General features: G+C 46.3%; 25 protein-coding genes. 3 read left to right on the forward strand and 22 right to left on the reverse strand.

The genetic code is table 11. From position 1 onward, the window contains the following. Positions 1-109: 109 nt before the first annotated feature. The 3 genes from JHL22_RS14305 to JHL22_RS14315 form a co-directional block, all read right to left on the reverse strand. Positions 110-445, reverse strand: coding sequence for a MurR/RpiR family transcriptional regulator (locus JHL22_RS14305; protein ID WP_200238929.1), 336 nt, complete (start codon positions 443-445; stop codon positions 110-112). A gap of 172 nt (positions 446-617) precedes the next feature. Then, positions 618-1,610 (reverse strand): Bug family tripartite tricarboxylate transporter substrate binding protein, encoded by a 993-nt coding sequence (locus JHL22_RS14310; RefSeq protein ID WP_200238931.1) that lies wholly within the window; start codon positions 1,608-1,610, stop codon positions 618-620. A gap of 104 nt (positions 1,611-1,714) precedes the next feature. Then, the gene (locus JHL22_RS14315; RefSeq protein ID WP_200238934.1) at positions 1,715-2,608 is read right to left on the reverse strand and encodes a LysR family transcriptional regulator; all 894 of its coding nucleotides are present in this window, start codon (positions 2,606-2,608) and stop codon (positions 1,715-1,717) included. 127 nt (positions 2,609-2,735) lie between these two features. Between JHL22_RS14315 and JHL22_RS14320 the strand changes: the two genes are divergently transcribed. Next, positions 2,736-3,629, forward strand: coding sequence for an NAD(P)-dependent oxidoreductase (locus tag JHL22_RS14320; protein WP_200238936.1), 894 nt, complete (start codon positions 2,736-2,738; stop codon positions 3,627-3,629). A gap of 41 nt (positions 3,630-3,670) precedes the next feature. Next, positions 3,671-4,246, forward strand: coding sequence for an amino acid synthesis family protein (locus JHL22_RS14325; protein WP_200238939.1), 576 nt, complete (start codon positions 3,671-3,673; stop codon positions 4,244-4,246). 78 nt (positions 4,247-4,324) lie between these two features. Here JHL22_RS14325 and JHL22_RS14330 read toward each other — a convergent pair whose 3' ends face one another. The 6 genes from JHL22_RS14330 to JHL22_RS14355 form a co-directional block, all read right to left on the reverse strand. Next, a complete protein-coding gene (locus tag JHL22_RS14330; protein ID WP_200238943.1) occupies positions 4,325-5,728 on the reverse strand; it encodes an amidase in 1,404 nt (467 codons plus the stop codon). Between the two features lie 52 nt (positions 5,729-5,780). Next, positions 5,781-6,500 carry an ABC transporter ATP-binding protein gene (locus tag JHL22_RS14335; protein ID WP_200238945.1) on the reverse strand — a complete coding sequence of 240 codons (720 nt, stop codon included), beginning with the start codon at positions 6,498-6,500 and terminating at the stop codon, positions 5,781-5,783. Then, complete coding sequence (locus tag JHL22_RS14340; protein ID WP_200238948.1) at positions 6,500-7,216, reverse strand: ABC transporter ATP-binding protein; 717 nt, start codon at positions 7,214-7,216, stop codon at positions 6,500-6,502. Before JHL22_RS14340 ends, JHL22_RS14335 begins: the two co-directional genes overlap by 1 nt. Next, positions 7,200-8,147, reverse strand: coding sequence for a branched-chain amino acid ABC transporter permease (locus JHL22_RS14345; RefSeq protein ID WP_200238951.1), 948 nt, complete (start codon positions 8,145-8,147; stop codon positions 7,200-7,202). Before JHL22_RS14345 ends, JHL22_RS14340 begins: the two co-directional genes overlap by 17 nt. Then, positions 8,144-9,028: a branched-chain amino acid ABC transporter permease gene (locus JHL22_RS14350; RefSeq protein ID WP_200238955.1), complete on the reverse strand. Its 885-nt coding sequence runs from the start codon at positions 9,026-9,028 to the stop codon at positions 8,144-8,146. The genes JHL22_RS14345 and JHL22_RS14350 overlap by 4 nt, the downstream gene beginning before the upstream one ends. 126 nt (positions 9,029-9,154) lie before the next feature. Beyond that, complete coding sequence (locus JHL22_RS14355) at positions 9,155-10,336, reverse strand: ABC transporter substrate-binding protein (RefSeq protein ID WP_200238958.1); 1,182 nt, start codon at positions 10,334-10,336, stop codon at positions 9,155-9,157. A gap of 189 nt (positions 10,337-10,525) precedes the next feature. On the opposite strand from JHL22_RS14355, the gene JHL22_RS14360 reads away from it, so the two are divergent. Further along, positions 10,526-11,305 carry an IclR family transcriptional regulator gene (locus JHL22_RS14360; protein WP_200238960.1) on the forward strand — a complete coding sequence of 260 codons (780 nt, stop codon included), beginning with the start codon at positions 10,526-10,528 and terminating at the stop codon, positions 11,303-11,305. Between the two features lie 462 nt (positions 11,306-11,767). Here the strand turns inward: JHL22_RS14360 and lpxP are convergent, their stop codons facing one another. The 13 genes from lpxP to JHL22_RS14425 all read right to left on the reverse strand — a co-directional run bounded on the left by lpxP (position 11,768) and on the right by JHL22_RS14425 (position 22,651). Beyond that, a complete protein-coding gene (gene lpxP / locus JHL22_RS14365) occupies positions 11,768-12,688 on the reverse strand; it encodes a kdo(2)-lipid IV(A) palmitoleoyltransferase (RefSeq protein ID WP_200238962.1) in 921 nt (306 codons plus the stop codon). A 433-nt stretch (positions 12,689-13,121) separates the two neighbouring features. Next, positions 13,122-13,748 carry an acyltransferase gene (locus tag JHL22_RS14370; RefSeq protein ID WP_200238964.1) on the reverse strand — a complete coding sequence of 209 codons (627 nt, stop codon included), beginning with the start codon at positions 13,746-13,748 and terminating at the stop codon, positions 13,122-13,124. 53 nt (positions 13,749-13,801) lie between these two features. Further along, positions 13,802-14,566, reverse strand: a complete 765-nt coding sequence (locus JHL22_RS14375; protein WP_200238966.1) for a Phenylacetic acid catabolic protein — start codon at positions 14,564-14,566, stop codon at positions 13,802-13,804. Positions 14,567-14,574: 8 nt separating this feature from the next. Beyond that, the gene (gene paaE / locus JHL22_RS14380; protein WP_200238968.1) at positions 14,575-15,651 is read right to left on the reverse strand and encodes a 1,2-phenylacetyl-CoA epoxidase subunit PaaE; all 1,077 of its coding nucleotides are present in this window, start codon (positions 15,649-15,651) and stop codon (positions 14,575-14,577) included. An 18-nt stretch (positions 15,652-15,669) separates the two neighbouring features. Beyond that, entirely contained in the window at positions 15,670-16,185 is a 516-nt protein-coding gene (gene paaD / locus JHL22_RS14385; protein ID WP_329610673.1) for a 1,2-phenylacetyl-CoA epoxidase subunit PaaD, read from the reverse strand. 5 nt (positions 16,186-16,190) lie between these two features. Then, positions 16,191-16,964, reverse strand: a complete 774-nt coding sequence (gene paaC / locus JHL22_RS14390; protein WP_200238972.1) for a 1,2-phenylacetyl-CoA epoxidase subunit PaaC — start codon at positions 16,962-16,964, stop codon at positions 16,191-16,193. Beyond that, positions 16,964-17,248 carry a 1,2-phenylacetyl-CoA epoxidase subunit PaaB gene (gene paaB, locus JHL22_RS14395; protein ID WP_200238975.1) on the reverse strand — a complete coding sequence of 95 codons (285 nt, stop codon included), beginning with the start codon at positions 17,246-17,248 and terminating at the stop codon, positions 16,964-16,966. The genes paaC and paaB overlap by 1 nt, the downstream gene beginning before the upstream one ends. Before the next feature lie 83 nt (positions 17,249-17,331). Then, positions 17,332-18,321, reverse strand: coding sequence for a 1,2-phenylacetyl-CoA epoxidase subunit PaaA (paaA, locus tag JHL22_RS14400; RefSeq protein ID WP_200238978.1), 990 nt, complete (start codon positions 18,319-18,321; stop codon positions 17,332-17,334). A gap of 142 nt (positions 18,322-18,463) precedes the next feature. After that, entirely contained in the window at positions 18,464-19,324 is an 861-nt protein-coding gene (locus JHL22_RS14405; RefSeq protein ID WP_200238981.1) for a PaaX family transcriptional regulator C-terminal domain-containing protein, read from the reverse strand. Between the two features lie 15 nt (positions 19,325-19,339). Further along, positions 19,340-20,041: an ABC transporter ATP-binding protein gene (locus JHL22_RS14410; protein ID WP_200238983.1), complete on the reverse strand. Its 702-nt coding sequence runs from the start codon at positions 20,039-20,041 to the stop codon at positions 19,340-19,342. Further along, complete coding sequence (locus JHL22_RS14415; protein ID WP_200238986.1) at positions 20,028-20,819, reverse strand: ABC transporter ATP-binding protein; 792 nt, start codon at positions 20,817-20,819, stop codon at positions 20,028-20,030. The genes JHL22_RS14410 and JHL22_RS14415 overlap by 14 nt, the downstream gene beginning before the upstream one ends. Continuing rightward, entirely contained in the window at positions 20,819-21,775 is a 957-nt protein-coding gene (locus JHL22_RS14420; protein WP_200238989.1) for a branched-chain amino acid ABC transporter permease, read from the reverse strand. Before JHL22_RS14420 ends, JHL22_RS14415 begins: the two co-directional genes overlap by 1 nt. A 3-nt stretch (positions 21,776-21,778) precedes the next feature. Then, on the reverse strand, positions 21,779-22,651 hold the full coding sequence (locus JHL22_RS14425) for a branched-chain amino acid ABC transporter permease (protein WP_200238991.1): 873 nt from the start codon (positions 22,649-22,651) through the stop codon (positions 21,779-21,781). Positions 22,652-22,694: the final 43 nt, after the last annotated feature.

Below are 22,694 nucleotides of genomic sequence, written 5' to 3' on the forward strand. Positions count from 1 at the left end.
TCAGACACGTAACTGGCAACCGATTGGGGAAGTATGGCTCAATCCCGATAAACACCAGGAGATCATTCAACACAAAAAAGTGTTAGAGGCCGCGTGACTTATGTTCCAACTAGCTTGACAGATACCGCAAGCGTTGCATTAGCGCATTGCTGTGGCTTTCGTCGTTGTCCTTGCCTGTCAGTGACTGTTGGTTGGTCGCAGCCAGTTCTGCCATTAAAGCCAGCTTGAAATCACTAAAACCATTAAACCCCAGTTGTCGGCACAAGCGAACCACACTGGCCTGCCCGCTATGGGTAAACCCAGCCAGCTCGGCAACCGTCTGGCGAACCACTTTTTCGGGGTTGCCCAGAATATACTGCCCTACCCGCGAGGCGGCTTCACTTAAACCCGCAATGGAGTTGCTTAAATGGACCAGGGGTGCGCGTTGCTTGTTGATTTCAGGCATAAGTGAAAAAAGCCAATAATAGGTAACCGAAGAGCCCTATTATATGGATGAATAAAAGGATCTTACAAACATCAAATGTATATGAATAACAACACGGAAAGTATAAATCCACCCAACGCTACAATCAGGTGGATTTATACGGTAAGCACTATCGTTTACAAATATTCAGTATTTATAGTTTAGTAAAGTTTGTCTGTTCAGCTGCTGTTTTAAAACGCTCGATCTCCTCAACCTGGAATTTCCGCAGTTCTTCCGGCGCTAATGGCATAATTTCACCCGAGTTATTTGCAACAAATTCCTTTGAAGCGTCTTCACTCATAACTTCTATCAGATTTTCCGAGAGATATTTCTGCGTACTTTGCGGCGTACCGGCCTTTAGCCAAAGCGAAGTCCAGCTATAGTGCACGGCATTCTTAAAACCTTGTTCTTTTAACGTTGGAACATCTGGCAGTTCGGGGTGACGCGAAGTACCAGTTACGGCAACAGCCCTGACCTGCCCTCCTGCAATAATTTTAGTTGTTCCCGGTGTATCAATGACAGCAACATCAAGCTGTTTACCAATCACATCGCTGGTTGTCTGTGACAAGCCTTTATAAGGAACAACTTGCCAGTTAAAGCCTGCTTCCTTGACGAAACCAGCCACACCCAACTCATAACCAGTGGAATAGGTTCCCATATTCAAAATAGGTTGTTGCTGACCACGATTAACCAAATCTTCTACATTTTTAATCGATGAGTCATTAGGAACAATTACAACCGCCATACTGCGGCTCAGTCCAGATAAGGGAATGAACTGCTTTAATGGATTGTAGCGAAGCTCATTATAAGTAGAGACATTCACCGCCATCGGAGAATTACTGCCCAGCAATATGGTTAGTCCATCAGCAGGTTTGGCATAAACGGCCAACGCAGCCACTGCTCCGCCGCCACCTGGTTTATTTTCTACAATCACGGGTTGATTGATTTTTTTGGAAAGCTTATCACCAAAGTATCTGGCATAAACATCAGACCCACTGCCTGGCCCAAAGGGCACAACAATGGTAATGGGCTTGTCAGGAAATTCTGCTGGACGTGCCGTATTGGCATTTGCCCCTCCCATACATGCAAAAGCAATGGTTGTCAGCGATACGGCCTTCAGGGATTTTTTCAATATCTGTTCAATCACATTTGTCTCCTTTTATAGTCATACTTATGATAGAAACAAATGGCTGTAATGTCCTATTCCAAATGAACTGAACCTATAACTAAATGATATTGTCTGTCATCCTTTCAAAAACTGTTTTTAACATGTTTTCTTAATATTGATTTGAAATTTTTAATCTCTATACTTGGATTGTCAAACTTGGACTCAATAATGCTGATTTTTATGGAAATATCTTCCACCAATGGTTTAACTACCAGATTTGCCCACAGATTGTTACTTACGGAAAACTGATCAACAATGGCAATACCCAGCCCTTTTGACACCAGTGAACAGGCAAGCTCCGCACGCGGAACATCTATAATTGGCGATAAAGCAACCCCCTGTTTTTCTGCTGCGATGTTTAATATCTGCCCAAACGGAATCTGTCTGGAATACAGGATCAGTTTCTGATCTTCCAGATCTTTCAATGAAATAGAAGGTTTATCGCAAAAAGGATGAGTAATGGGTACAGCACATACCATCTTGCCTGTCATCAGGGTTTCCACATTCAGATTTGGGTGCTCTACTGGCAGTACAGATATGGCAATATCCGATTTCCTGCTTAACAACTCAAGTGGCATATCCTTAATCAGGGTTGTGTGAAAGTGAATTCTGGTATGGGGATACTTTTCAGAAAACAGCTGTAAAACAGATGGAATAATATTCAGACCAAGACTGGGGCTGCAGCAAATATTAATTTTCCCCGAGGGATTTGCAGACAGGTTTTCCGCAAAAGCGTCTACTTTCAATGCGGCTTCATAAACCAGATTGACTTCATCAAACAGATTATGAGCCTCTGGCGTGGGAATAAGTTTCCCCTTGCTCCTGTGGAATAGTTTAAGACGCAGATTGGTTTCTGTATGTGCCAATAATTTACTGACCGCGGGTTGAGAAATAAATAACATTCGTGCCGCACCACTAATCGAACCTGTAATCATCACCGCCCGAAAAATCTCCATTTGACGCAGCTTGAACTTCATGTTTTTCTCTTTTCCTATTAACTCACGGTTATGGCCTGTGATGATATTGATATACAGGGTATAAGCAATTTTCTTATAGACTGGCTATTTTAAAGCAACTGTACGACAAACAACACAGGAAGGAATAATGAAAATAGGATTTGTTGGACTTGGCACGATGGGACAACCCATGGTTAAAAACCTGTCAAAGCAATTTGAAGTACACGCATTTGATAATGCCCAAAAAACCATAGAAGACATCCAGAAAAACAATGAAGCAAACTCATTAACACTTCTGGATTCCATAGAAGAACTGAAAGATATTGATGTTCTTATATTGATGCTGCCTAACGGAAGAATTGTACGTGATTGCATTCTGGGGACCCATAGCACCGCTGGCGCACTGAACGGATTAAGTAAAGATGCAATTGTTATTGATATGTCCTCAAGCTCTCCACTGGACACCCTCAATCTTGATGAAGAATTAAAAAAAAGTGGTATTACCCTGCTTGATGCCCCTGTTTCAGGCAGTGTTCAAAAAGCGATAAATGGAACGTTATCCATCATGGTAGGTGGAGATGCTTCAGCCATAGAAAAAGTAAATCCGATACTCAAGACAATGGGTTCAGTCATTATCCCCACAGGTAAAACCGGTTCAGCACATGGCATGAAAGCATTGAACAATTATGTCTATGCAGCAGGCCTGTTCGCCGTGTCCGAAGCCCTGTTAATGGCAAAAAAACTGGAACTGGATCTGGAAAAATTCACCGATATTCTTAATGCCTCAAGTGGCAGGAATGTTGCATCAGAAACAAAGATCAAGCAGCATATGCTGAAAAATGGCGATTTCAAAGGTGGATTTGGTTTACACCTGATGGCTAAAGATTTGGGTATTTCATATGGCCTGACAGAGAAACTTGATTTCACCCCTTCATTATTGAATCTCTGTTTCCATACCTGGCAGGAAGCCACCAAGAATTTTCCGCCTGATGCGGATAATCTGGAAATTTATCATCATCTTCAAAATGAATATCAAGCCTGACTCAATGCTCAGGAAAATTTACAACGACAAGGAATCAGACGATGGCAATAGAAATCAGAAAAACCGTTTTAACCATTGAAGACATCTATCACGATGGGGGGCCGCCTGCACAAGAACCTTTAAAATGTGCTGTGGCATTTGCTATCGTAAAAAATCCATTTGCCGGTCGTTACGAAGAAAACCTGATCGATTTCATGAAAGCGCTTCGCGATGTCGGTTTTGATTTAGCCACTAGACTGGTAAATACATTAGGCAAAGACAAGGTTGAATCTTATGGCAAGGCAGCCATTGTTGGCTTGAATGGAGAAGCGGAACATGGTGCAGTATGGCACGAAGCCGGAGGCTGGGCCATGCGTGAAGTACTGGGCAACCCCAAAGCCATGGTGCCAGCTTCCCAAGTAACGGCAAGTGCCGGATTCCGGCTGATAATGCCACTTCATTATATCCACGCCTCCTATGTCAGGAGCCATTTCAACTCGATAGAAGTTGGTGCCGTTGACTCACCAAAACCCGACGAGCTGCTATTTGCTCTGGGCATGGCCACTGGGCCGCGTCTACACTCAAGGCTGGGGGGGTTATTGATTGAAAACGTGATTGGTGAAGACGGACAACGTTAAAGATAACTTTAATCAAGCAAGCATTCATCAGCAAAAAATGAATGCTTGCCTTTTACTCACTTAATAGTATTGATTAGTTCATTGTTTGTTTGCTATAAGTGATTTTTTCCTGAGCATCTTCTCAATTTCCACGGCAATTTCAAGCAATTTCAAATCATTGCCCGGTGCACCCATTAATTGATATCCAATAGGCAAACCTTCTGTCTGCAAAGGAATGGAAACAGCACATAAACCCAGGTAATTGGCTGGCTGCGTGTTTTGCGTCATTCCAAGTGCCAGCTTAAATGCATTGTCGGGATTGGCAAGCTCAGAAAGCAAGGGCGGGTAATCTGCTGTTGTGGGGCTGACCCACGCATCAAATCCAATAAATCTATTCTCCACAGCCATCCTGCTTCTGGTTCTTTTATCTTCCAGCGCCAGAAAATCATAAGTTTTTGCTTCCAAGCCAGACTCAATCCGTTTGGCAATGACCGGATCCATGATATTTTTTTGTTCCAGAAAATTATCTTTGCCCAAAACGGATAACAATGCTGCTGGCATGGAAACAGGAAAATAATCTGCCCGCTCTGGAGCCTCTGGCACCACGATTGACTCCAGTATACTACCTGCCTCTTGCAGCCACTGGTTAGTCGTTTTGAATGCCTGCTCAATTTCCGGATTCACATTATCCTGGAAATGGTTTTCAGGGATCCCCAGCCGTAATCTATCTACTCGAATGCCAGAAGATGAAGGCTGGAATTTATAACCAAACAAAATAGAAGAAATGGCACGGAAAATCACTAGCGCATCCTGAGCTGATTTAGTAAGCAATCCGATAGAATCCACTCTGGGATCAAGTGGAAATGCACCGTCAACTGGCCAGAACCCGAAGGTGGTTTTAAGCCCGAATACGCCGTTAAATGCAGCGGGTACCCGTACCGATCCACCCGAATCAGAACCAATGGCAAATGCACACAAACCTGCTGCAGTAGCCACTCCAGAGCCAGAACTTGATCCGCCTGGCAAGCGGTGACTTTCCGGGTCAGCCGGATTCCATGGTGTTCCCCGAGGGGCTGAATCCCCTGTTATCCCCAAGCAAAATTCAACGGTTTTTGTTTTCCCCAGGAATACACAACCTGCTTTTCGCAAGGCTTGAATAAAAGGCCCTTCTGCATCCCCTAGAATATCAGGGAAATTAATATTGGTTCCAACTTTAGGGGGTGGCATCCCCGCTATGGTAAATACATCTTTAATGGCAATCGGGAGGCCCATCAATGGACCTAGATCGGTTCCTGATTGCCTCAACAAATCCATGGCACGAGCCGTTGCCAGTGCCTTTTCAGTATCAACGAACTCAAACGCACCTAATTTTTCATCCAGTTTTTTTATTCTTTCCAGATAAATTTCCGTTAACTGCACCGACGTTATTTTTCCTGACCTGAAGTCTTTCCCAAACACTTCAATACCACCATCCAATAATGGGTCAACGGGTAGAGTTGCCATTGTTACCTCCTTTATGCTTAATATTTTGAATAACGATTGTTTTTAATTAGATCTATAAACCCAAATAAGCTTTTTTAATCATAGGGTGCCCCTGTAATTGATCTGATGGCCCCTCAAGAACCAGTTTGCCATTTTCCAGCACATACGCTCGATGGCTAAATTGCAAAACCTGTTTGATATTCTGTTCTACAAGTAAAACCGGAAATCCCAAATCGGCAATTTGACGAATGGCATGCATCACCTGTTTCACATATAACGGCGACAAGCCAAGACTGGGCTCATCCAAAATCAGCAAATCAGGCTCGAGCATTAAGGCTCGTCCAATAGCCACCATTTGTTGCTGTCCGCCAGACAAAGAGCCTGCATAAGAATTTGCAAATTTTTCCAGATCAGGAAATAAAGAAAAAACTTTATCCAGGTTTTTCTCTCGATTGGCTCGTAATCTGGGTAAATACGCCCCTAATAAAATATTATCTTTAACAGAAAGGTTGGGAAACAACTGTCGCCCCATCGGTACATGAGCAAGACCCCGCTCAGCCATTTGGTGCGGTTCCAAACCAGAAATGGACTCTCCTTTGAACAGAATCTGTCCACGCATGGGTTTAATCATCCCGGAAACAGCCCTCAATATTGTTGACTTTCCGCTTCCATTTCCCCCAACCAGCCCAACCAGCTCTCCCTTTTTAACCTCTATAGAAGCATTAAATACAACCTGTAATGTTCCATAACCAAGATCAACTGAGTCCACTTTCAATACAACATCATTATTCATTAGTCAGTCCCCAGATAAGCCTCTATGACGTTTTCATCATTAATCACGTCGATTGCCAAACCCTCTGCAATTTTATTACCGCTTGCCAGCACAATGACATGATCAGCCAATTGAATAATGGCTTCCATAATATGCTCAACCATGACAATGGAAATCCCTGTTGCCGTCAACTCCCTTAACAAGGCAATCATTTCCTTTAATGCCGGCGGATTTAATCCAGCCATAATTTCATCAAGAAACAAAATCTCAGGCTCAAGCGCCAGCGCTTTTGCCAATTCAAGACGCCTTAATCTGGCTAGATTAAGGTCAGATGACAATTGATGTGCCCTATCCAGCAAACCAACTTTTTCCAAAGCCGATAACGCAATTTTTTCTGCATCTTTCCTTTTATTGTTTTTCAAAAAAGCAGCGACTAATACATTTTCCAACACAGTTAAATCTTCATAAGGACGCTCTGTTTGAAATGTCCGGCCCATGCCATATCTTGTGCGAATATAAGGAGGCAGTTTTGTAACATCTTTATCGAGAAAAAATACTTTCCCAGAAATAACCGGAGCAAAACCCGTAATAGCATTGAACAACGTTGACTTGCCAGCTCCATTTGGCCCGATCAGACCAAGAATTTTTCCTTTTTCAAGTGACAGGGACACATTATTGACAGCAACCAGACCACCAAATTTTACGGTTATGTTCTCTGCATTAAGTACGACTGGCATATTTCCTCCTGATAACTCTTTGCACATATTCACCTACAATACCTCTGGGCATCATCAGGATAACAACGAGAATCAATGCTCCATAAAGTAACAAATTGGCCTGTGCGAATGTTGTCCGGAATATTTCACCTGAGACAACCAAAAGGAATGCGCCAACTGCCGGCCCCCATATTGTTCCCCGCCCACCAATAATCACGGTCAGTGCAATCTGGATTGAAAGCAATAAGTTAAAAATAATATGTGGCTCAATAAACGACAGGTAAATGCCGTATATTCCACCTCCCAATGCAGTCAATACACCGGAAAGCACAAACGCTTTTAATTTAACAACGGTTGGATTTATGCCTGCAGCCATCGCTGCTTCTTCGTTATCCCGGACTGCCCTTAACTGAAAACCAAATTTTCTGCCAGAGACAAAAATCGTAATTGCTATTGTTAGGGCAGCATAAAACAACGCCATATAGTATTGGGACACCTTATCAAACAGATCCAAACCAAAAGGCTCTGGTAAAGTATCAATAAACACCCCAGTTGCACCACCTGTTAACCAACCTTCGTTAATCGCAACCAGCCTTAAAATTTCTGCTACGGCAATAGTTGAAAGGGAAAAGTAAGGCCCACTCAAACTAAAAGTAATCCTTCCCCAAATAAAGGCAAGAATTGCTGCAAACAACATCCCAAGCATAATTGACCACCATGGAGCCAATTGAAACTCAGAAGCACCCAGTGCTACAAAATAAGCACCTAATCCAACAAAGCTGGCATGTCCCAAACTTAATTGACCTGCCCATCCGCCCAACAAGTTCCAGGAACTGGCCCAGCCGGTAAAAAGCAAAACTGAAATACCAACCGTTATATAAGAAGAGGAGATCACCGGAAAAAGCCCGGCAATCAATAAAACGCCAATTAAAAAAATGAAATGTTTCTTCATACCCGTTTCACCGTTTTACCAAAAAGACCTTCCGGTTTGACTAAAAGCACAATCAGAAAGACAACGAGCCCATAAGCATCCCGATAAGCGGAGTCCATATATGAAGCACCCATAATTTCTACAATACCCAAAATAAGACCGCCCGCAATCGCGGCACCAATATTGCCAAGTCCTCCCAGTACAGTAACCACAAAAGCTTTAAGTGTAAATAAAGCACCCGTTGTAACTGGTGAAGCAAAAAGCAAAGGAATTAAAGCGACACCTGCAGTAACTGCCAAGGCCATACCAAGACCAAAAACAATTGCCTGTATTTTTTTAGTGTTTATGCCAACTAGCTCTGCACCCAAACGGTTCTCTGAAGTTGCACGGATTGCTCTGCCAATCTCCGTTTTATTCAGTAAAAAATATAAAGCGGCAATAACAAAACATGTTGCAATCCCTGCAAGCAGAAGAACAATTGAAATTCTTACCTCACCCAATGAAAAAGTGCTGGAAGCATAAGAAACATTGACGGACTTAGGCTCACCACCAAAAATCAATAGCAACAGATTCGCAATAACCAGTGAAACCCCAAGTGTTGCCAGCATCATGGTTTCAGGTTGGGCATCAATTACTTTGGCCAGAATAAACTTCTGGATAAAGGCACCAACAATAAACCCCAGTGGTATGGCAAAAATCAAGGTCAGGTATGGATCAATACCAAAAATACTATTTAAAACAACTGCAAAATACATCCCCAGCACAACAAAATCACCATGTGCAAAATTAATCGTTCTCATTACGCCAAAAACCAGTGTCAAACCGACACCAATCAGCGCATAAACAGCACCGATTAAAAGACCGTTGGATAAATTCTGCAAAAAAGAAATTAAATCAAACATAAGCAGACCACAACCTTAAAAACTCATTTTCAATACGATTCAACAGTCAATACTCATCCACCTGCATGCCAAAGAATTGGCGTGCAGGATGGTTTTAACTTCTGAAACAGGAAATATTACTGAGGATTATTCGTTGGAAACCCTTGCTTCCTTAGAAGCAAGTTCAGTTGGGAAAACAGTTACATGTTTACCATCCTGAATTTGAACAATGACACTCTTGATAGGATTTTGTCCCTGGAAACCATCGTAGTTTTTGAAGACAACATTGGTCACGGGTGTTTTCAAATCGGTATTTGCCAATGCTTCACGGACCGCTTCACGATCAGTGGACTTGGCCCGTTTTAAGGCATCTGCAGCTACTTTCAAAGCCAGATAACCTTCTGCCTCATAGAAAGAAGGTTCACCTTTAATTTTTTCTTTTATAGCTTTATAGAACTCAGGGTTACCCTCGTATTTCACGTCAGGACTCCAGCTAACAGCAGAAACGATATTCTCAGACTGTTTTCCGACCTGATCTATATAACTGCTCATTGAAGAGGCAGTATCAATAGCCACCACCTTGGTGGCCAGACCAACCTCCTTCAATTGACGGGCAATTGCAATACCATCATCAGCATAAGAACTGGTCAACAGAATATCAGGATTGCCTGAACGGAACTTATTAAGGATGGGCCTGAAATCGGTTGTACCTTGATCGTAAGCCTGCCTCCCGATGACTTCATAACCACGTTCCTTGGCAAGTTTTTCCCCTTCTTCACTCACAGAGGTTGGCCATGCACCGTTACCATGCATAATGGCAATTTTTTTCAGACCGTGTTTATCGCGTAAATTATCGAAATAGTCCAGGTAAGCCTTCGCTACAATACTGGAATTATGTTTGGCACGAAATACCCAAGGTGAGCCTGGCTTGGTAATAGAATTGTCTGCACTACCAAGAACAATTAATGGAATTTTCTGGCGGGTTGCTACTTTAGACATGGGTCCTGTAATGCCGGAGGCATAAGATCCGATAACCAGTGGCACGTTCTGCTTGTTTAATGACTCAAGTGCGGACAGGGCACTTTGTGCATCAGATCTATCATCCTGGGAGATAATTTCCAGCTTTTCGCCATTAATACCACCATTTGCGTTGATTTCTTCCAAAGCAAATTGTAAGCCTGCATTGTAACGTTCACCAAAAGCCGCAAAATTGCCCGACAAACTATTAATGACTCCAATTTTAATCTGGGCTGCTACCGGCATTGAAAATGCGGTCGCCGATAATGCGATCAACAAACCTGCTTTAATATTTCTAGATTGAGTTTTCATCTTGTCTCCGTTTATTCTATGAGTTAACTATTATGAATTAATTTACAACAGCTCTTTTTAATTAAGAAAAATTTCCAAACCCCTCCATATTTTTAACTGTTTTAAAATTGCTATGTTGAAAGTAGTATATATGTTAATCAAAAAAATTCATTCCATTTATCAGAGTTTAAAGCTAGAATATTCCGTATAATGGAACATGAATCAAATTTACTACCAAATAGTGCAACTTCTCTTGCCAAAGGCTTGGAAATTCTCAGGTGTTTTTCCGCGCGCGAACCTGCGCTTTCAAATAGTCAGCTTGCAAGCTATACTGGTTTACCAAAATCGACCGTTTCCAGATTAACCAAGACCTTGGTAGAGTTAGGCTATTTACGACACGACCAAAAAAGAAGACAGTACCGAATAGGTCCGTCTGTTCTTGCTCTAGGATATGCGGCTTTGTCAAATCTGCGTGTCATTGACATTGCACGTCCACATATGCAAGCTTTAGCAGAAGCCACGGATGCACTCATTTCCCTGGCAATCCGAGATCGTCTTTCAATGCTTTACATTGAAGCCTGCTCCAGTGATGCAAATTTGACACTAAAAATGGGACGTGGCGTGCACATGCCCATGATAACAACCTCAATTGGCAGAGCTTTCCTTGCAAGCCTGCCAAAACTGGAACGCGAATATTTAATTACGCAAATCCAGTCAGAGCAGCCCCAACAAGTTCAGGCAGATATTCTGGCTGCTTTAAATGCGGAACTGGATTTTTTTAATAGGAATAAATACTGCCGTTCTTTTGGTGAATGGAAAAAAGATGTCAATGCCGTTTCGGCCCCCATTCAGTGGCCCGATGGCACTGATCTGGTGGTATTGTCAATAAGTGGCCCATCATTTATTATTACTCCCCGTCTGCTTGAAGATGAGCTGGTTCCCAGATTACTTTCACTCACTGACTATATTTCAAGCCAACTTGTGTTATGAGAATTTTAAAGCGCTTGACCGTACACAGAAAATACTTGCAAACAAGCAGGCGTTTGCCGTCTCACCATCACCTAGCTGGAACTTGGTCAAGTATTGGGCCTGGCAATTCATAGCTTGTACTACGGTCACCTACCGGTGATTTTTACAAAACACCGTGCGCAAACAGTTCTGTAATATCACTAGCTGCCTGTTATGGATTCTGCTAAAGCATCAAGGTAATAGTGCCACCGCGGCCAAGGCGGAGATCGCCTGATATATTCACCGTAACTCATGCGGTGATTATGGGATGGTTTTTCTGGCTGTCAACGTAAAGCAGAACCGTTTTAGTTCATTATTTTAATCAGCGAAAAGTTATTTTTGATTTAATCGCATTGCCTAATCCAGTATCCAGCTAATGTGACAGACATCGCAAGTAAGTCATTGCCATCCTGGATGAACTGCCATACCGCTCCATTCCACCTATCAGTAAAGTGATGCCACCCCTACCGGTCGCGTTTTGAAGCGGCGATGCAGCCACATGTATTGATCAGAGGCACGCATGATTTCCTTTTCCACGACCTTGTTCATATACGTGGCAGCGGCAATTTTATCTTCAATGGGAAAATTTTTCAGTTCGGGTTGAATCAGCAAGTCATAACCACTGCCATTATCTCGACGCACCAGCACCACGGGCAGTAATGCCGGTTTGGCCATCCGCGCCAGCATATACGGGGCACAGGTCGTCGCTGCCTCATTGACCGCGAACAGCGGCACAAAAACACTGCCACTACGACCGTAATCCTGGTCAGGCGCCAGCCAGAGCGCTTCTCCCTGTTTGAGGGCATGAACCATGCCACGTAAATCCTTGCGGTCAAGCATCGCCTTGTTGGACCGCAAGCGGCCTTTGGTCTGCACCCATTCCATCGCTTTGTTATTGTGTGGCCGATAGGTGGCCATCATCGGCTGACACAGCCCCATGGCACGACCACCCAGTTCAAGCGACATCAAATGCACGCCAATCATAAGCGCACCGCGACCATCCTGCTGCGCCAGCTTCAGATGATTCAACCCTGAAACATCGAACCAGCGCTTCACCCGCCTGTCAGACCAGAACCAGGCCATACCGGTTTCAAACAAGCCCATGCCCAGCGATTCAAAATTGGCCTGCACTTTACGCTCTCGCACGGCTTCATCCATTTCAGGAAAACACAACTCCAGATTGCGTCGCGTGATAGCGACACGGCGCTTCAGAAAGTGCATGGAAATGCGCCCCATCCATATTCCCAGGCGATTCAATATTGGATAAGGCAGCTGAACAAGCAGAAAAAGCACGCCCAACCCAAACCAGGTCAGCCAGTAGCGGGGGTGAAAAAAGCTGGCCTGAAATTGCCGTGAATACTTCATAGGTTCCTTGATGCGTTCGCGCAGGAAAACGATTGAGTTTAAGGGAGTTATTAATAGCGATAGCAAGAGTCTAAACCTGCATGCAGATATCATTTCGTTTCTGTCATCTGTTGAAATGCAATATCGCTATAAAGAGGAAAACGCACTCTATTTGTGCTTGTTAATCCAGACGGTAGTGTACGCATGAGTCTGGATGATGCGAAAATCGGGAGCGAAGTTGCGCACGATCCCATATCGCCATTGCATGGCTCTGATACCATTAGTTTTACCACATTATGGTATTTACATGAACACAAGAAACTTATTTAAACAATTTATTCTCACCTGGCTGACCCGGACTGCGATCCTGAAATGGCTGAAACAATGTGCTCCAAGGGGCGTCATTCTTCCAGCCAGCGAAACTAACCGTCTTGTACTGACGCATCAGCACATATCAAGGCAAACCCGCATCCTGCTTCAAACGAGCAATAAACAAGGGATCATACGCGGGTGCCCGAACCCGCTTCCGGTTGGCTTCCGGCTGGGTTAACGGCTCTGCCACTTGTTTCGTGCTTTGCCTGGATTCCAGGGCAAGCCGCTGATAAATCAAAGTGCCTTCACGTTTCCAGGCTATTTCTTCGGGCTTTAGTGCCCGCACAACACTGGCAGGAAATCCCAGAGCCAGATGGCCGGCCGGGATTTCCATGGAAGCCTTTAAAAAAGACATGGCGCCAATAATCGCATTTTCACCAATAACCACCCTGTCCATGATCACGGAATTCATGCCCACCATTGCATTTTTACCTACCCGGCAACCATGCAATATCGTGCCATGACCAATATGGCCTTCTTCTTCCACAATCACTTCAGCATCAGGAAAACTGTGCGCCACGCAGTTGTCCTGAAAGTTTGCCCCTGCCAGCAACTGAATACGGCCAAAATCACCGCGTAATACGGCACCCGGCCCCACGTAACAGGCCGGACCAATCAACACATCACCAATCAAAGTGGCGGCAGGATGGACATAAGCAGAAGGATCAACAACGGGAATCACGCCGTCAAAAGAAAAAATCTGAGCCATTAAATCAATACTCCCAATAACTGGCAATCATAATCAAGACATCATTTTTTATATTACTGGGCACGCAATCCCAGTGCCTGTAACTGGTTTTTTACCAATGACGCCCAACGTTGCAATTGGCTTTCATTACTTTCATGACGCAGCCCCAATTTGCGCAACATGTCATATCGCTCTGCATTCTGCTGACCGAATCCAACCGCAATTCGTGGATACCAATAATCCACGCTTTGCTGCAATGACTGTTGATGCTCTCCGGTTTTAACCAATAATGCCAAACCCTCCTGTGACAACTTGGTGTGCTCATGCTCGCGTGGCGCGATCACGCGAAAAACCACCGCCAATGGATCATACGAAACACGACTCAACTCTTCAAGCTGGACTTCGGCTGCCAGGCCCTGTAACACCGTCATGACAACGGCATCCATCCAGTTAAGCAGCGGGAAATAAAACACGGGCAAACGCATATCCGCAGCCTGCCGCTCTTTAGGCAAATCATTTTCCCTGGGTAAGCGGAATGCCCACTCATGCTGTTTTTCATAGCGCTCGGCATCAGTACCAAATCCACTTAAAATCCGTAATACCCGCTGGGCATGATCGGCTTTTTCCAGTGTAATACGACTGGCCGCAATGCGTGCTTTAATATCCGGTGCAAAATTAATGGATGAGGCAAAACCAGCCGAAGCAGCCAATTCGCTATCCACAAACACAAACATCATGCGCATCAGTTCGGCACGGTAACGGGCCGGTGCATTTTCAGGAGAACTGAAAACGCCCCCCTGGGCCAGATACTCTTCAACTTTCATGTTATCAAACATCATGCTTCTCCTTATTCGTCATAACTGACTGTTATCCGGTCACTTTGGGGGTAACACTGGCATGTCAGCACATAACCCTGCTCTACTTCGTAATCTTCCAATGCATGGTTAACAGCCATTTCAACCTCGCCTTCCAGTACCTTGGCTTTACAAGTTGAACAAATCCCCGCTTTACAGGCATAAGGCGCATCCATCCTGTTTTCCAGCGCGGCATCCAGCAAACTCTGTCCCTCTTTGGGGAAATCAAAATTATGAACTACACCATCCAGCGTGACGGTTGCCACACATTGGTTAGCGGTACCGCGACTTGCCGATTTCACAACAGGACGGCTTAAGCGGCCGGGCTGGGACGAAGCAAAAAGTTCAAACTTGATATTTTCTTTAGCTAACCCATGATCTTTCAGGGCATCGGCAATGGTTAGCATCATGGCTTCGGGCCCACAGATAAAAGCAGTATGGACACGCTCAAGATTTATCCAGCTACTAAATAACGCCTTACATTTTTCGCTGTTGAGGCGGCCTGAAAAAACCTCGTTTTCCTGCCCTTCACTTTCAAGAAAATGAACGATGGAAAAACGCCCCATATACTCGTTTTTCAGGTCTTCAAGCTCTTCACGGAACATAATAGAGCCCACCTGGCGATTGGCATAGACCAATGTAAAACTGCTTAGTGGCTCTTGGGCCAAGGTGCTTTTGATGATGGACAATAATGGAGTAATACCACTGCCACCGGCAAATCCCAAATAATGCCGCTTGTTTTCAGAGGCAAGCGGTATATGAAAACTGCCCATGGGTGCCATCGCTTCCAGTACGGTACCGGCACTTAGGTTTTCATTGGCCCAGGTAGAAAAAGCACCGCCATCCACCCGTTTGATGCCTACCCGTAGAACACCCTCATCAGGGGCCGAGCAGATAGAGTATGAACGACGCAGCTCATCACCATCCACACCGTGACGGAAAGTCAGATACTGGCCGGGAATAAACTTGAACAATGCGTCATCTTCCTGACGCGGTTTTAATGTCACTACAACCGCATCACGCGTGTCGTGATGCACATCCAGAACTTGCAAAGGGTGAAAGCGTGTCATGAGCTCCTCCGATGGTGATTAAATACATTTAAAATAATCAAATGGTTCCAAACAATCCTGACAGCGATAATTGGCTTTACAAGGTGTTGAACCAAACTGACTGACTTTTGTTGTGTTAGTGGAGCCACAGCGCGGGCAGGCAACCGTTAGGTTATTTTCTGTCCGTAACCAGATACGTGTACCTGCACCCGGACTTTCCTCGGTAACAGGTGGTGCAATACCATAGTCCCGCAACTTTTTCCGCCCCTGCTCACTAATCCAGTCGGTACTCCAGGGAGGTGACAGCTGGCGTTCCAGCCGCAGCTTTTCGATGCCATGGGCACGCAATGCCGCTTCAATATCCGCATTAATGACTGACGTGGCCGGACAGCCTGAATAAGTGGGCGTAACCAGCACTACCAGCGTTTCGCCCTCGTAATACAACTTGCGGATAATACCCAGGTCTACCAATGAAATAACCGGAATCTCAGGGTCTGGCACGGCATCCAGCCATTGCCAGACCTGATCCAGCTCTGGTCGGGATAAAGTGTTCATGGACATCACCACGCACAGCCAGGATAGGCGCGCTGTAAAAATTGCATTTGCGCCAGAAGGTGTCCCAAATACTCGGTGTGTCGTCCCTGTTTACCCCCTTTATGCATGAAAGGATTATCCGGTAACGTAAGGGTGGCCTGTTCCATGACTTCCTGCACACATGCCAGCCAGTCATCACGCAAACTTTCCGGCAAGGGTGCAACACCTGCATTAGCCAGCGCAATGTCATGCTCGTCGCCCACAAACATTTCTCCGGTATAGGCCCACAAATTATCAAGCGCTGACTGCATGCGGGTATGACTTTCGGGCGTGCCATCACCCAGGCGAACCAGTAAATCACTACTGCGCTCAAGATGATAACTTACCTCTTTGATCGCTTTGGCGGCAATTTCGGCAACGCTGGCATTGGTAGACTGCGTTAAGGCCTGTAATTGCAGAAAATGCCAGGCATCAAATAAAAACTGCCTGACGATGGTATGGGCATAATCACCATTCGGCTGCTCTGCCAGGAGCAAATTACGAAATTGCGCACAATCCCGTAAATAGGCCAGCTGATCGGCGGTTTTTCCTTCTGCTTCAAGCTCTGCCGCCAGCGCCAGCCAAAACTGGGTTTGCCCAATGAAATCAAGGGCAATGTTGGCCATGGCAATATCTTCTTCCAGCACCGGTGCATGACCGCACCATTCTGAAATGCGGTGTCCCAGCACCAAGGTGCTATCGCCCATTCGCAATAACATTTGCTGCAAGGCCGTTGACGTATCTGAATGCGCTGTTTTCATTACATACTCCCCACTTCCTTGGGAATTTTAAAAAATGTGGGATGCCGATAAACCTTGGCGTTTGAAGGTTCAAACAAGGGGCCTCGTTTGGAGGGTGCACTGGCCACCACCTCTTCAGACTTGACCGCCCAAATACTAACCCCTTCATTACGACGGGTATACACATCACGCGCATTATTAATTGCCATTTCTGCATCAGGTGCATGCAGGCTGCCTACATGACGGTGACTTAACCCATGTTGACCACGAATAAAAATTTCCCATAAAGGCCATTCTTGAGACATGAGATGTCCTCCTTATTTAATTGATTGTGACTAAATATCCAAACTTGCCCCGCTTTGCAAAGCGGGCTTTGCCCATGACTGTTTTAGACAGCCTGTTTACGCAAGGGCAATTTTTTCGCATGAGCCGCCAGGCCTTCGCGAAACCATGCTCCGTCTTTCCAGGCATTGACCCGGGCTGCCATGCGGTCTTTATTACAAGGCCCATTACCGGCAATCACGTCAAAAAACTCGTTCCAGTCTGGCTGGGTAAAATCATGGGCACCCCGTTCTTCATTCCAGACCAGATTCTCATCAGGAATGGTCAAGCCCAGGTATTTCGCTTGTGGCACGGTCTGATCCACAAACTTCTGGCGCAATTCATCATTCGTATTAATCTTGATTTTCCAGGCCATGGACTGCTCTGAATGCACCGAGTCTTTATCAGACGGGCCAAACATCATTAAGGCCGGATACCAGAACCGGTTCATGGCATCTTGCGCCATTGCTTTTTGCTCAGGGCTGCCCTGGCACATTTTGATAAGCAGGTCATAACCCTGGCGCTGATGAAAGCTTTCTTCCTTGCAGATACGGATCATGGCACGGCTGTAAGGCCCATAAGACGTGCGCTGCAAAGCCACCTGATTCATGATGGCCGCACCATCCACCAGCCAGCCAACTGCGCCAATATCCGCCCAGTTCAGGGTGGGATAATTGAAAATAGACGAATATTTCATCTTTCCGGCATGAAGCAGTTCAGTCATTTCATCACGGCTGATACCCAATGTTTCAGCGGCGCTATACAGATACAGGCCATGGCCGGCCTCGTCCTGAACCTTGGCCAGCAAAATCGCCTTGCGTTCCAGAGTTGGGGCACGGGTAATCCAGTTCCCTTCGGGCAATTGCCCCACTACCTCTGAGTGGGCATGCTGGCCAATCTGGCGAATCAGCGTTTTGCGATAGGCCTCTGGCATCCAGTCTTTGGGCTCTATTTTTTCCCCTTTTTCAATACGTGCCATAAAGGCTTTTTCTTCTTCGGGCATCTCTCCTATTGAGCGTACACGATCACTACCTGTATCAATTACCTGTGCATACATAAATTTCACCTCTGTTTTAAACGCTACACCCTACATTAAACAACCGACCGGACGGTCACATATAAGACATTATTAAGCCATTTAAAACATTACGATTCAATAAGTATTTACCATTAAAATGTAATGTTTGCCGATAAAAAAATCAAATCAGTTGCGATAAACACACCAGCCGCTGCTGTAAAGATTGCCCCTGCTTAATTAAAACGCCATCGGTATCCACAAACTGGCTGGCCACATAAGCGTCAGCCTTATTGGATAAGGCCAGATACAAACGGGCAAACAAAGATCTGGCCACATGTCCTTCCCAGTTTTCTGGCAAGGCTTCACGGGGCAAATGCGGCGCCCGCAATGCAACATAACGATATTGATGCACCATCAATAAACGAATGGTTAAGGCCGCTTCAGGAGCCAATTGCGCCAACAAGCCTTCAACCGGCTGAAAACTTTTGATAAACGCCTGGAAGGCATCGGCATAAACAGGCAGGTCCCAGTGCGCAGCCGCAAAGCTGCGCATTTGTGTATGACCTTGCATGACGTCCGCTGTCCAGACCAGCGCCCCTGGCGGCAAGGGTACACCATCAGGGCCAAGTGCCAACCTGGGATTTAACGCGGCATAGCCCAGCCTTTTCAGGCTGCGCATAAGGGCATCCGCATTTTCTCCATCCAGATAAACCAGTCGCCATTGCTGGTCAGCCTGTGAGGTATACAGCACCCTGGCGGCATAAGCGAACTCAGTACGGGCAACCGGCGTCAGACGATAAAAACTGCGTCGGCCTACGCGTTCACCCGCCAGCTGTCCTGCCGCCACCAGACGCGACACCGCCGTACGCACCAGGTTTTCACTGATTCCTGCCATCGCACAGGTTTCTATCACATTGCCCATCCACAATACGCCCCCACGCGGCTCCACCACATCACCATATAACGTGACAATAAAAGCAGCTGCCTTCAGTGGGGCACAGTGCAACAATTGGGTAATTAGCGTATCAACTTCTTCAGGCATGAGACATCTCTTAATTTACAAACCCAGATAAGCCGAACGGATGCGAGGATCAACAATTAACGCTTGCGCATCCCCCGACAACGTGATGTTTCCGGTTTCCATCACATAACCACGGTCGGCAATTGACAAAGCACCAAAGGCATTCTGTTCAACCAGCAAAACCGTGACATCCAGGCTTTTCAGGTTTTTGACCACATCAAAAATCTGTGCCACCAGAATGGGTGCCAGCCCCATGCTGGGTTCATCAAGCAACAGGCAGGACGGCCGGCTTAGCAAGGCTCTGGCAATAGCCAGCATCTGCTGCTGTCCACCCGACAAACCGCCTGCTGGCAAGTTACGTTTTTCACGTAATATGGGAAACATGTTAAAGGCATCTTCCATATCACGATCTACTTTCTCATCCATATACAGGTAAGCGCCCAGGCGCAGGTTTTCCTCGACACTCAGGCTGGTGAAAATCTGCCGGCCTTCTGGTACCTGTGCCAAGCCGTGTTTGACGCGCTGGTAAGCAGGTACGGTGTTAAAACTTTCTCCGCGAAAGATAATATTACCGTCCTGTATGGGTTGAACACCAGACAAACAGTGCAACAACGTTGTTTTACCCGCACCATTGGCACCAATCACCACCACAATTTCACCGGCGCTAATTTCCAGGCTCACGCCATGTAACACTTCTATCCGCCCATAACTTGAGCGTAACTGATTAACACTCAGCATAACGTGTTGCCTCCTCTGTAGCGGCTACCCCCAGATAAGCCTCGATAACCCGCGGATGACTGACGACCTCGGCGGGTGTACCTTCCGCAATTTTTTCACCATGATCCAGCACGACAATATGACTAGAAATACGCATCACCATTTTCATATCGTGCTCAACCAATAAAATGGCGGTTCCGCTTTTGGCCACTTCCGCCACCAGCTTTTCAATTTCTTCGGTTTCTACCGCATTGCAGCCGGCAGCCGGTTCATCCAGCAATAAAAGCCGTGGTTGCAAAGCCAGTGCCCTGGCAATTTCCAGACGTTTTAACGCGCCATAAGACAGGGACCCGGCTTCAAAATCAGCCGCCCGCTCAAGCCCTACTGCTTTAAGCAGCACCATAGACTGTTCTTCTGAGCGTTTCGTACGACGTCGTGCAGAAGGAAAGCCCAACAAATCAGCCAGTAGCGAACCATTTTCCTGCAAATGAAAGCCTGTCGCGACATTTTCAAGCACGGTCATTGCAGAAAATATCTGCAGGTTCTGAAACGTTCTTGACAAGCCACGACGAGCCAGCAAATGTGAGGGCATCCCTGTCACCAGCTCACCCGCCAGGCGAACCTCACCCTGTTGCGGGCTATAAACCCCGGACAGCATATTGAACAAAGAGGTTTTACCGGCACCATTGGGGCCGATGACCGAAACAATCTTGCCCTCATCAACCGAAAAGCTGACATCCTGCACAGCCCGCACGCCACCAAATGAAATGCTCACTCCTTTTACGTCAAGCAGACTCATCAACCTCTCCCCCGTACCATACGTACCAGACTGGGTAATACGCCACCGCGCAGAAAAATCATCACCAGCATCATGATCAAGCCCAGAACAATCTGTTCATATTCCTGTAAAAACGTCAGTATCTGTGGCAACGCTGTCAACAGGGTCGCCCCCAGAATCGCCCCAACCACTGAAGCCGCCCCACCCAATACCGCCATGGTAACAATTTCAACCGAATGCATGAAACCCGCCACATCGGGTGTGACAAAACGGTTTTGCATGGCCAGTAAAGAACCAGCTACCGATGCATAAACGGCAGAAATAACAAACCCGCGCAATTTGAATCGCGCCACATCAATACCAACGGTACGTGCCGCTATCTCTGAGCCATGCAAGGCATGCAAGGCACGACCGGTCGCACTATGCTTCAAGTTCAGGGCCATCCAGACGCCTATTAGCAGAACAAGTCCATTGAAGGCATACCAGAACTCGGCATTGCTGAGCGAGATTCCCCAGCTTTTAAGCAATGCCCTGATCCCGGGATCAGCCACCACCATGCCATCAGGTCCGCCGGTTAGCCAGGCCTCGTTGTTCAGCACCATAAAGATCAGCATGCCAAACCCCAAGGTGGCGACAGACAGGTAGTAACCGCGCAAACGCAGGATGGGTCGTCCCACCACCCAGGCTACGGCACCGGAAACAACCGCCCCCAGCACGCAAGCGCTTAATACAGAAACATTAAGATGAACCGGTGCCAGGGCGCAGGCATAGGCCCCGATCCCGATAAAACCGGCATGTCCCAGACTGATCTGCCCGACATACCCCGTCAAGATCACAATACTGATCACCGACAGACTATTAACAAACACCAGGGAACCAATGCGCAAATAATAGGAGGAAGGAAAAAACAAGGGGGCCAGCGCAATTAGCACCAACAACACCAGCAACGTAACTTGTTTGGAAGAAAGTCTTTTCATTATTTAAACCCTCTCGGCAACTTTACGGCCAAACATACCCTGAGGCATGAAAAACAGCACGCCCAGAATTACCACGAATGCTGCCGCATCCTTATACTGTGAACTGATATAACCTGCTGTCAACGCTTCGAGCAAACCCAGCAACATGCCACCCGCCAATGCCCCTTTGGGATTTCCCATTCCGCCCAGCATAGCCGCAGCAAACCCCTTCAGTGCCAGCGTCATGCCAATGTCATAGCTTGTCAGGGTAATCGGTGTAATCAAAATACCGGCCAAGGCGCCAATCGCGGCAGACAGGGCAAAAGACAAGGCCATGATATAGCGGGTATTAATACCCACCAGTAAAGCAGCGATACGGTTATTGGCGGTTGCCAGCACTGCCCGCCCCGTTAAGGTGCGGGTAAAAAACAGCCATAACGCCACAAACACCAGCAACGCCCCGGCAATCACCCATAAACTCTGGGGCAGGATGGTTGCGCCCAGCACATGAATAGGATCATTGCCGGAAAAGGCGGGAAAACGATGGAGCTCTTTATCCAGCAATATCTGCGTTAACCCGCGAATAAAAATAGATGCTCCAATCGTAATAATAATCAGGCTGGCCACGGGTGCACCACGGGCCGGCTCAATGGCCAGCTTGTTTAAAAGTATGCCAATAACTGCCGTTAGCACAATAGCCAGGGTTGCCGCCAATAACAAGGGGGCACCGGCCGCATAGGCAGAGGCCGTAATCATGCCGCCCAGCATGACAAACTCACCTTGGGCAAAGTTGGCCACGTCGGAGGCGTTATAAATAATAGTAAAACCCAGGGCTACCAGCGCATAAACGGCGCCAACGGTTAGCCCGGACAGCAAAAACTGCATGAACTCAGACATATATGTCTCCGGAATTTCATCTGGTCGTAATGATGAGTGGAGG

Source organism: Advenella mandrilli, from assembly GCF_016595155.1.
GTDB classification, from domain to species: domain Bacteria; phylum Pseudomonadota; class Gammaproteobacteria; order Burkholderiales; family Burkholderiaceae_B; genus Advenella; species Advenella mandrilli.

Coding starts and splice junctions, on each gene's coding strand:
- JHL22_RS14305 (WP_200238929.1), bottom strand. CDS start 445: ATGCCTGAAATCAACAAGCAACGCGCACCCCTGGTCCATTTAAGCAAC.
- JHL22_RS14315 (WP_200238934.1), bottom strand. CDS start 2,608: ATGAAGTTCAAGCTGCGTCAAATGGAGATTTTTCGGGCGGTGATGATT.
- JHL22_RS14320 (WP_200238936.1), top strand. CDS start 2,736: ATGAAAATAGGATTTGTTGGACTTGGCACGATGGGACAACCCATGGTT.
- JHL22_RS14325 (WP_200238939.1), top strand. CDS start 3,671: ATGGCAATAGAAATCAGAAAAACCGTTTTAACCATTGAAGACATCTAT.
- JHL22_RS14330 (WP_200238943.1), bottom strand. CDS start 5,728: ATGGCAACTCTACCCGTTGACCCATTATTGGATGGTGGTATTGAAGTG.
- JHL22_RS14335 (WP_200238945.1), bottom strand. CDS start 6,500: ATGAATAATGATGTTGTATTGAAAGTGGACTCAGTTGATCTTGGTTAT.
- JHL22_RS14340 (WP_200238948.1), bottom strand. CDS start 7,216: ATGCCAGTCGTACTTAATGCAGAGAACATAACCGTAAAATTTGGTGGT.
- JHL22_RS14345 (WP_200238951.1), bottom strand. CDS start 8,147: ATGAAGAAACATTTCATTTTTTTAATTGGCGTTTTATTGATTGCCGGG.
- JHL22_RS14350 (WP_200238955.1), bottom strand. CDS start 9,028: ATGTTTGATTTAATTTCTTTTTTGCAGAATTTATCCAACGGTCTTTTA.
- JHL22_RS14355 (WP_200238958.1), bottom strand. CDS start 10,336: ATGAAAACTCAATCTAGAAATATTAAAGCAGGTTTGTTGATCGCATTA.
- JHL22_RS14360 (WP_200238960.1), top strand. CDS start 10,526: ATGGAACATGAATCAAATTTACTACCAAATAGTGCAACTTCTCTTGCC.
- lpxP (WP_200238962.1), bottom strand. CDS start 12,688: ATGAAGTATTCACGGCAATTTCAGGCCAGCTTTTTTCACCCCCGCTAC.
- JHL22_RS14370 (WP_200238964.1), bottom strand. CDS start 13,748: ATGGCTCAGATTTTTTCTTTTGACGGCGTGATTCCCGTTGTTGATCCT.
- JHL22_RS14375 (WP_200238966.1), bottom strand. CDS start 14,566: ATGATGTTTGATAACATGAAAGTTGAAGAGTATCTGGCCCAGGGGGGC.
- paaE (WP_200238968.1), bottom strand. CDS start 15,651: ATGACACGCTTTCACCCTTTGCAAGTTCTGGATGTGCATCACGACACG.
- paaD (WP_329610673.1), bottom strand. CDS start 16,185: ATGAACACTTTATCCCGACCAGAGCTGGATCAGGTCTGGCAATGGCTG.
- paaC (WP_200238972.1), bottom strand. CDS start 16,964: ATGAAAACAGCGCATTCAGATACGTCAACGGCCTTGCAGCAAATGTTA.
- paaB (WP_200238975.1), bottom strand. CDS start 17,248: ATGTCTCAAGAATGGCCTTTATGGGAAATTTTTATTCGTGGTCAACAT.
- paaA (WP_200238978.1), bottom strand. CDS start 18,321: ATGTATGCACAGGTAATTGATACAGGTAGTGATCGTGTACGCTCAATA.
- JHL22_RS14405 (WP_200238981.1), bottom strand. CDS start 19,324: ATGCCTGAAGAAGTTGATACGCTAATTACCCAATTGTTGCACTGTGCC.
- JHL22_RS14410 (WP_200238983.1), bottom strand. CDS start 20,041: ATGCTGAGTGTTAATCAGTTACGCTCAAGTTATGGGCGGATAGAAGTG.
- JHL22_RS14415 (WP_200238986.1), bottom strand. CDS start 20,819: ATGAGTCTGCTTGACGTAAAAGGAGTGAGCATTTCATTTGGTGGCGTG.
- JHL22_RS14420 (WP_200238989.1), bottom strand. CDS start 21,775: ATGAAAAGACTTTCTTCCAAACAAGTTACGTTGCTGGTGTTGTTGGTG.
- JHL22_RS14425 (WP_200238991.1), bottom strand. CDS start 22,651: ATGTCTGAGTTCATGCAGTTTTTGCTGTCCGGGCTAACCGTTGGCGCC.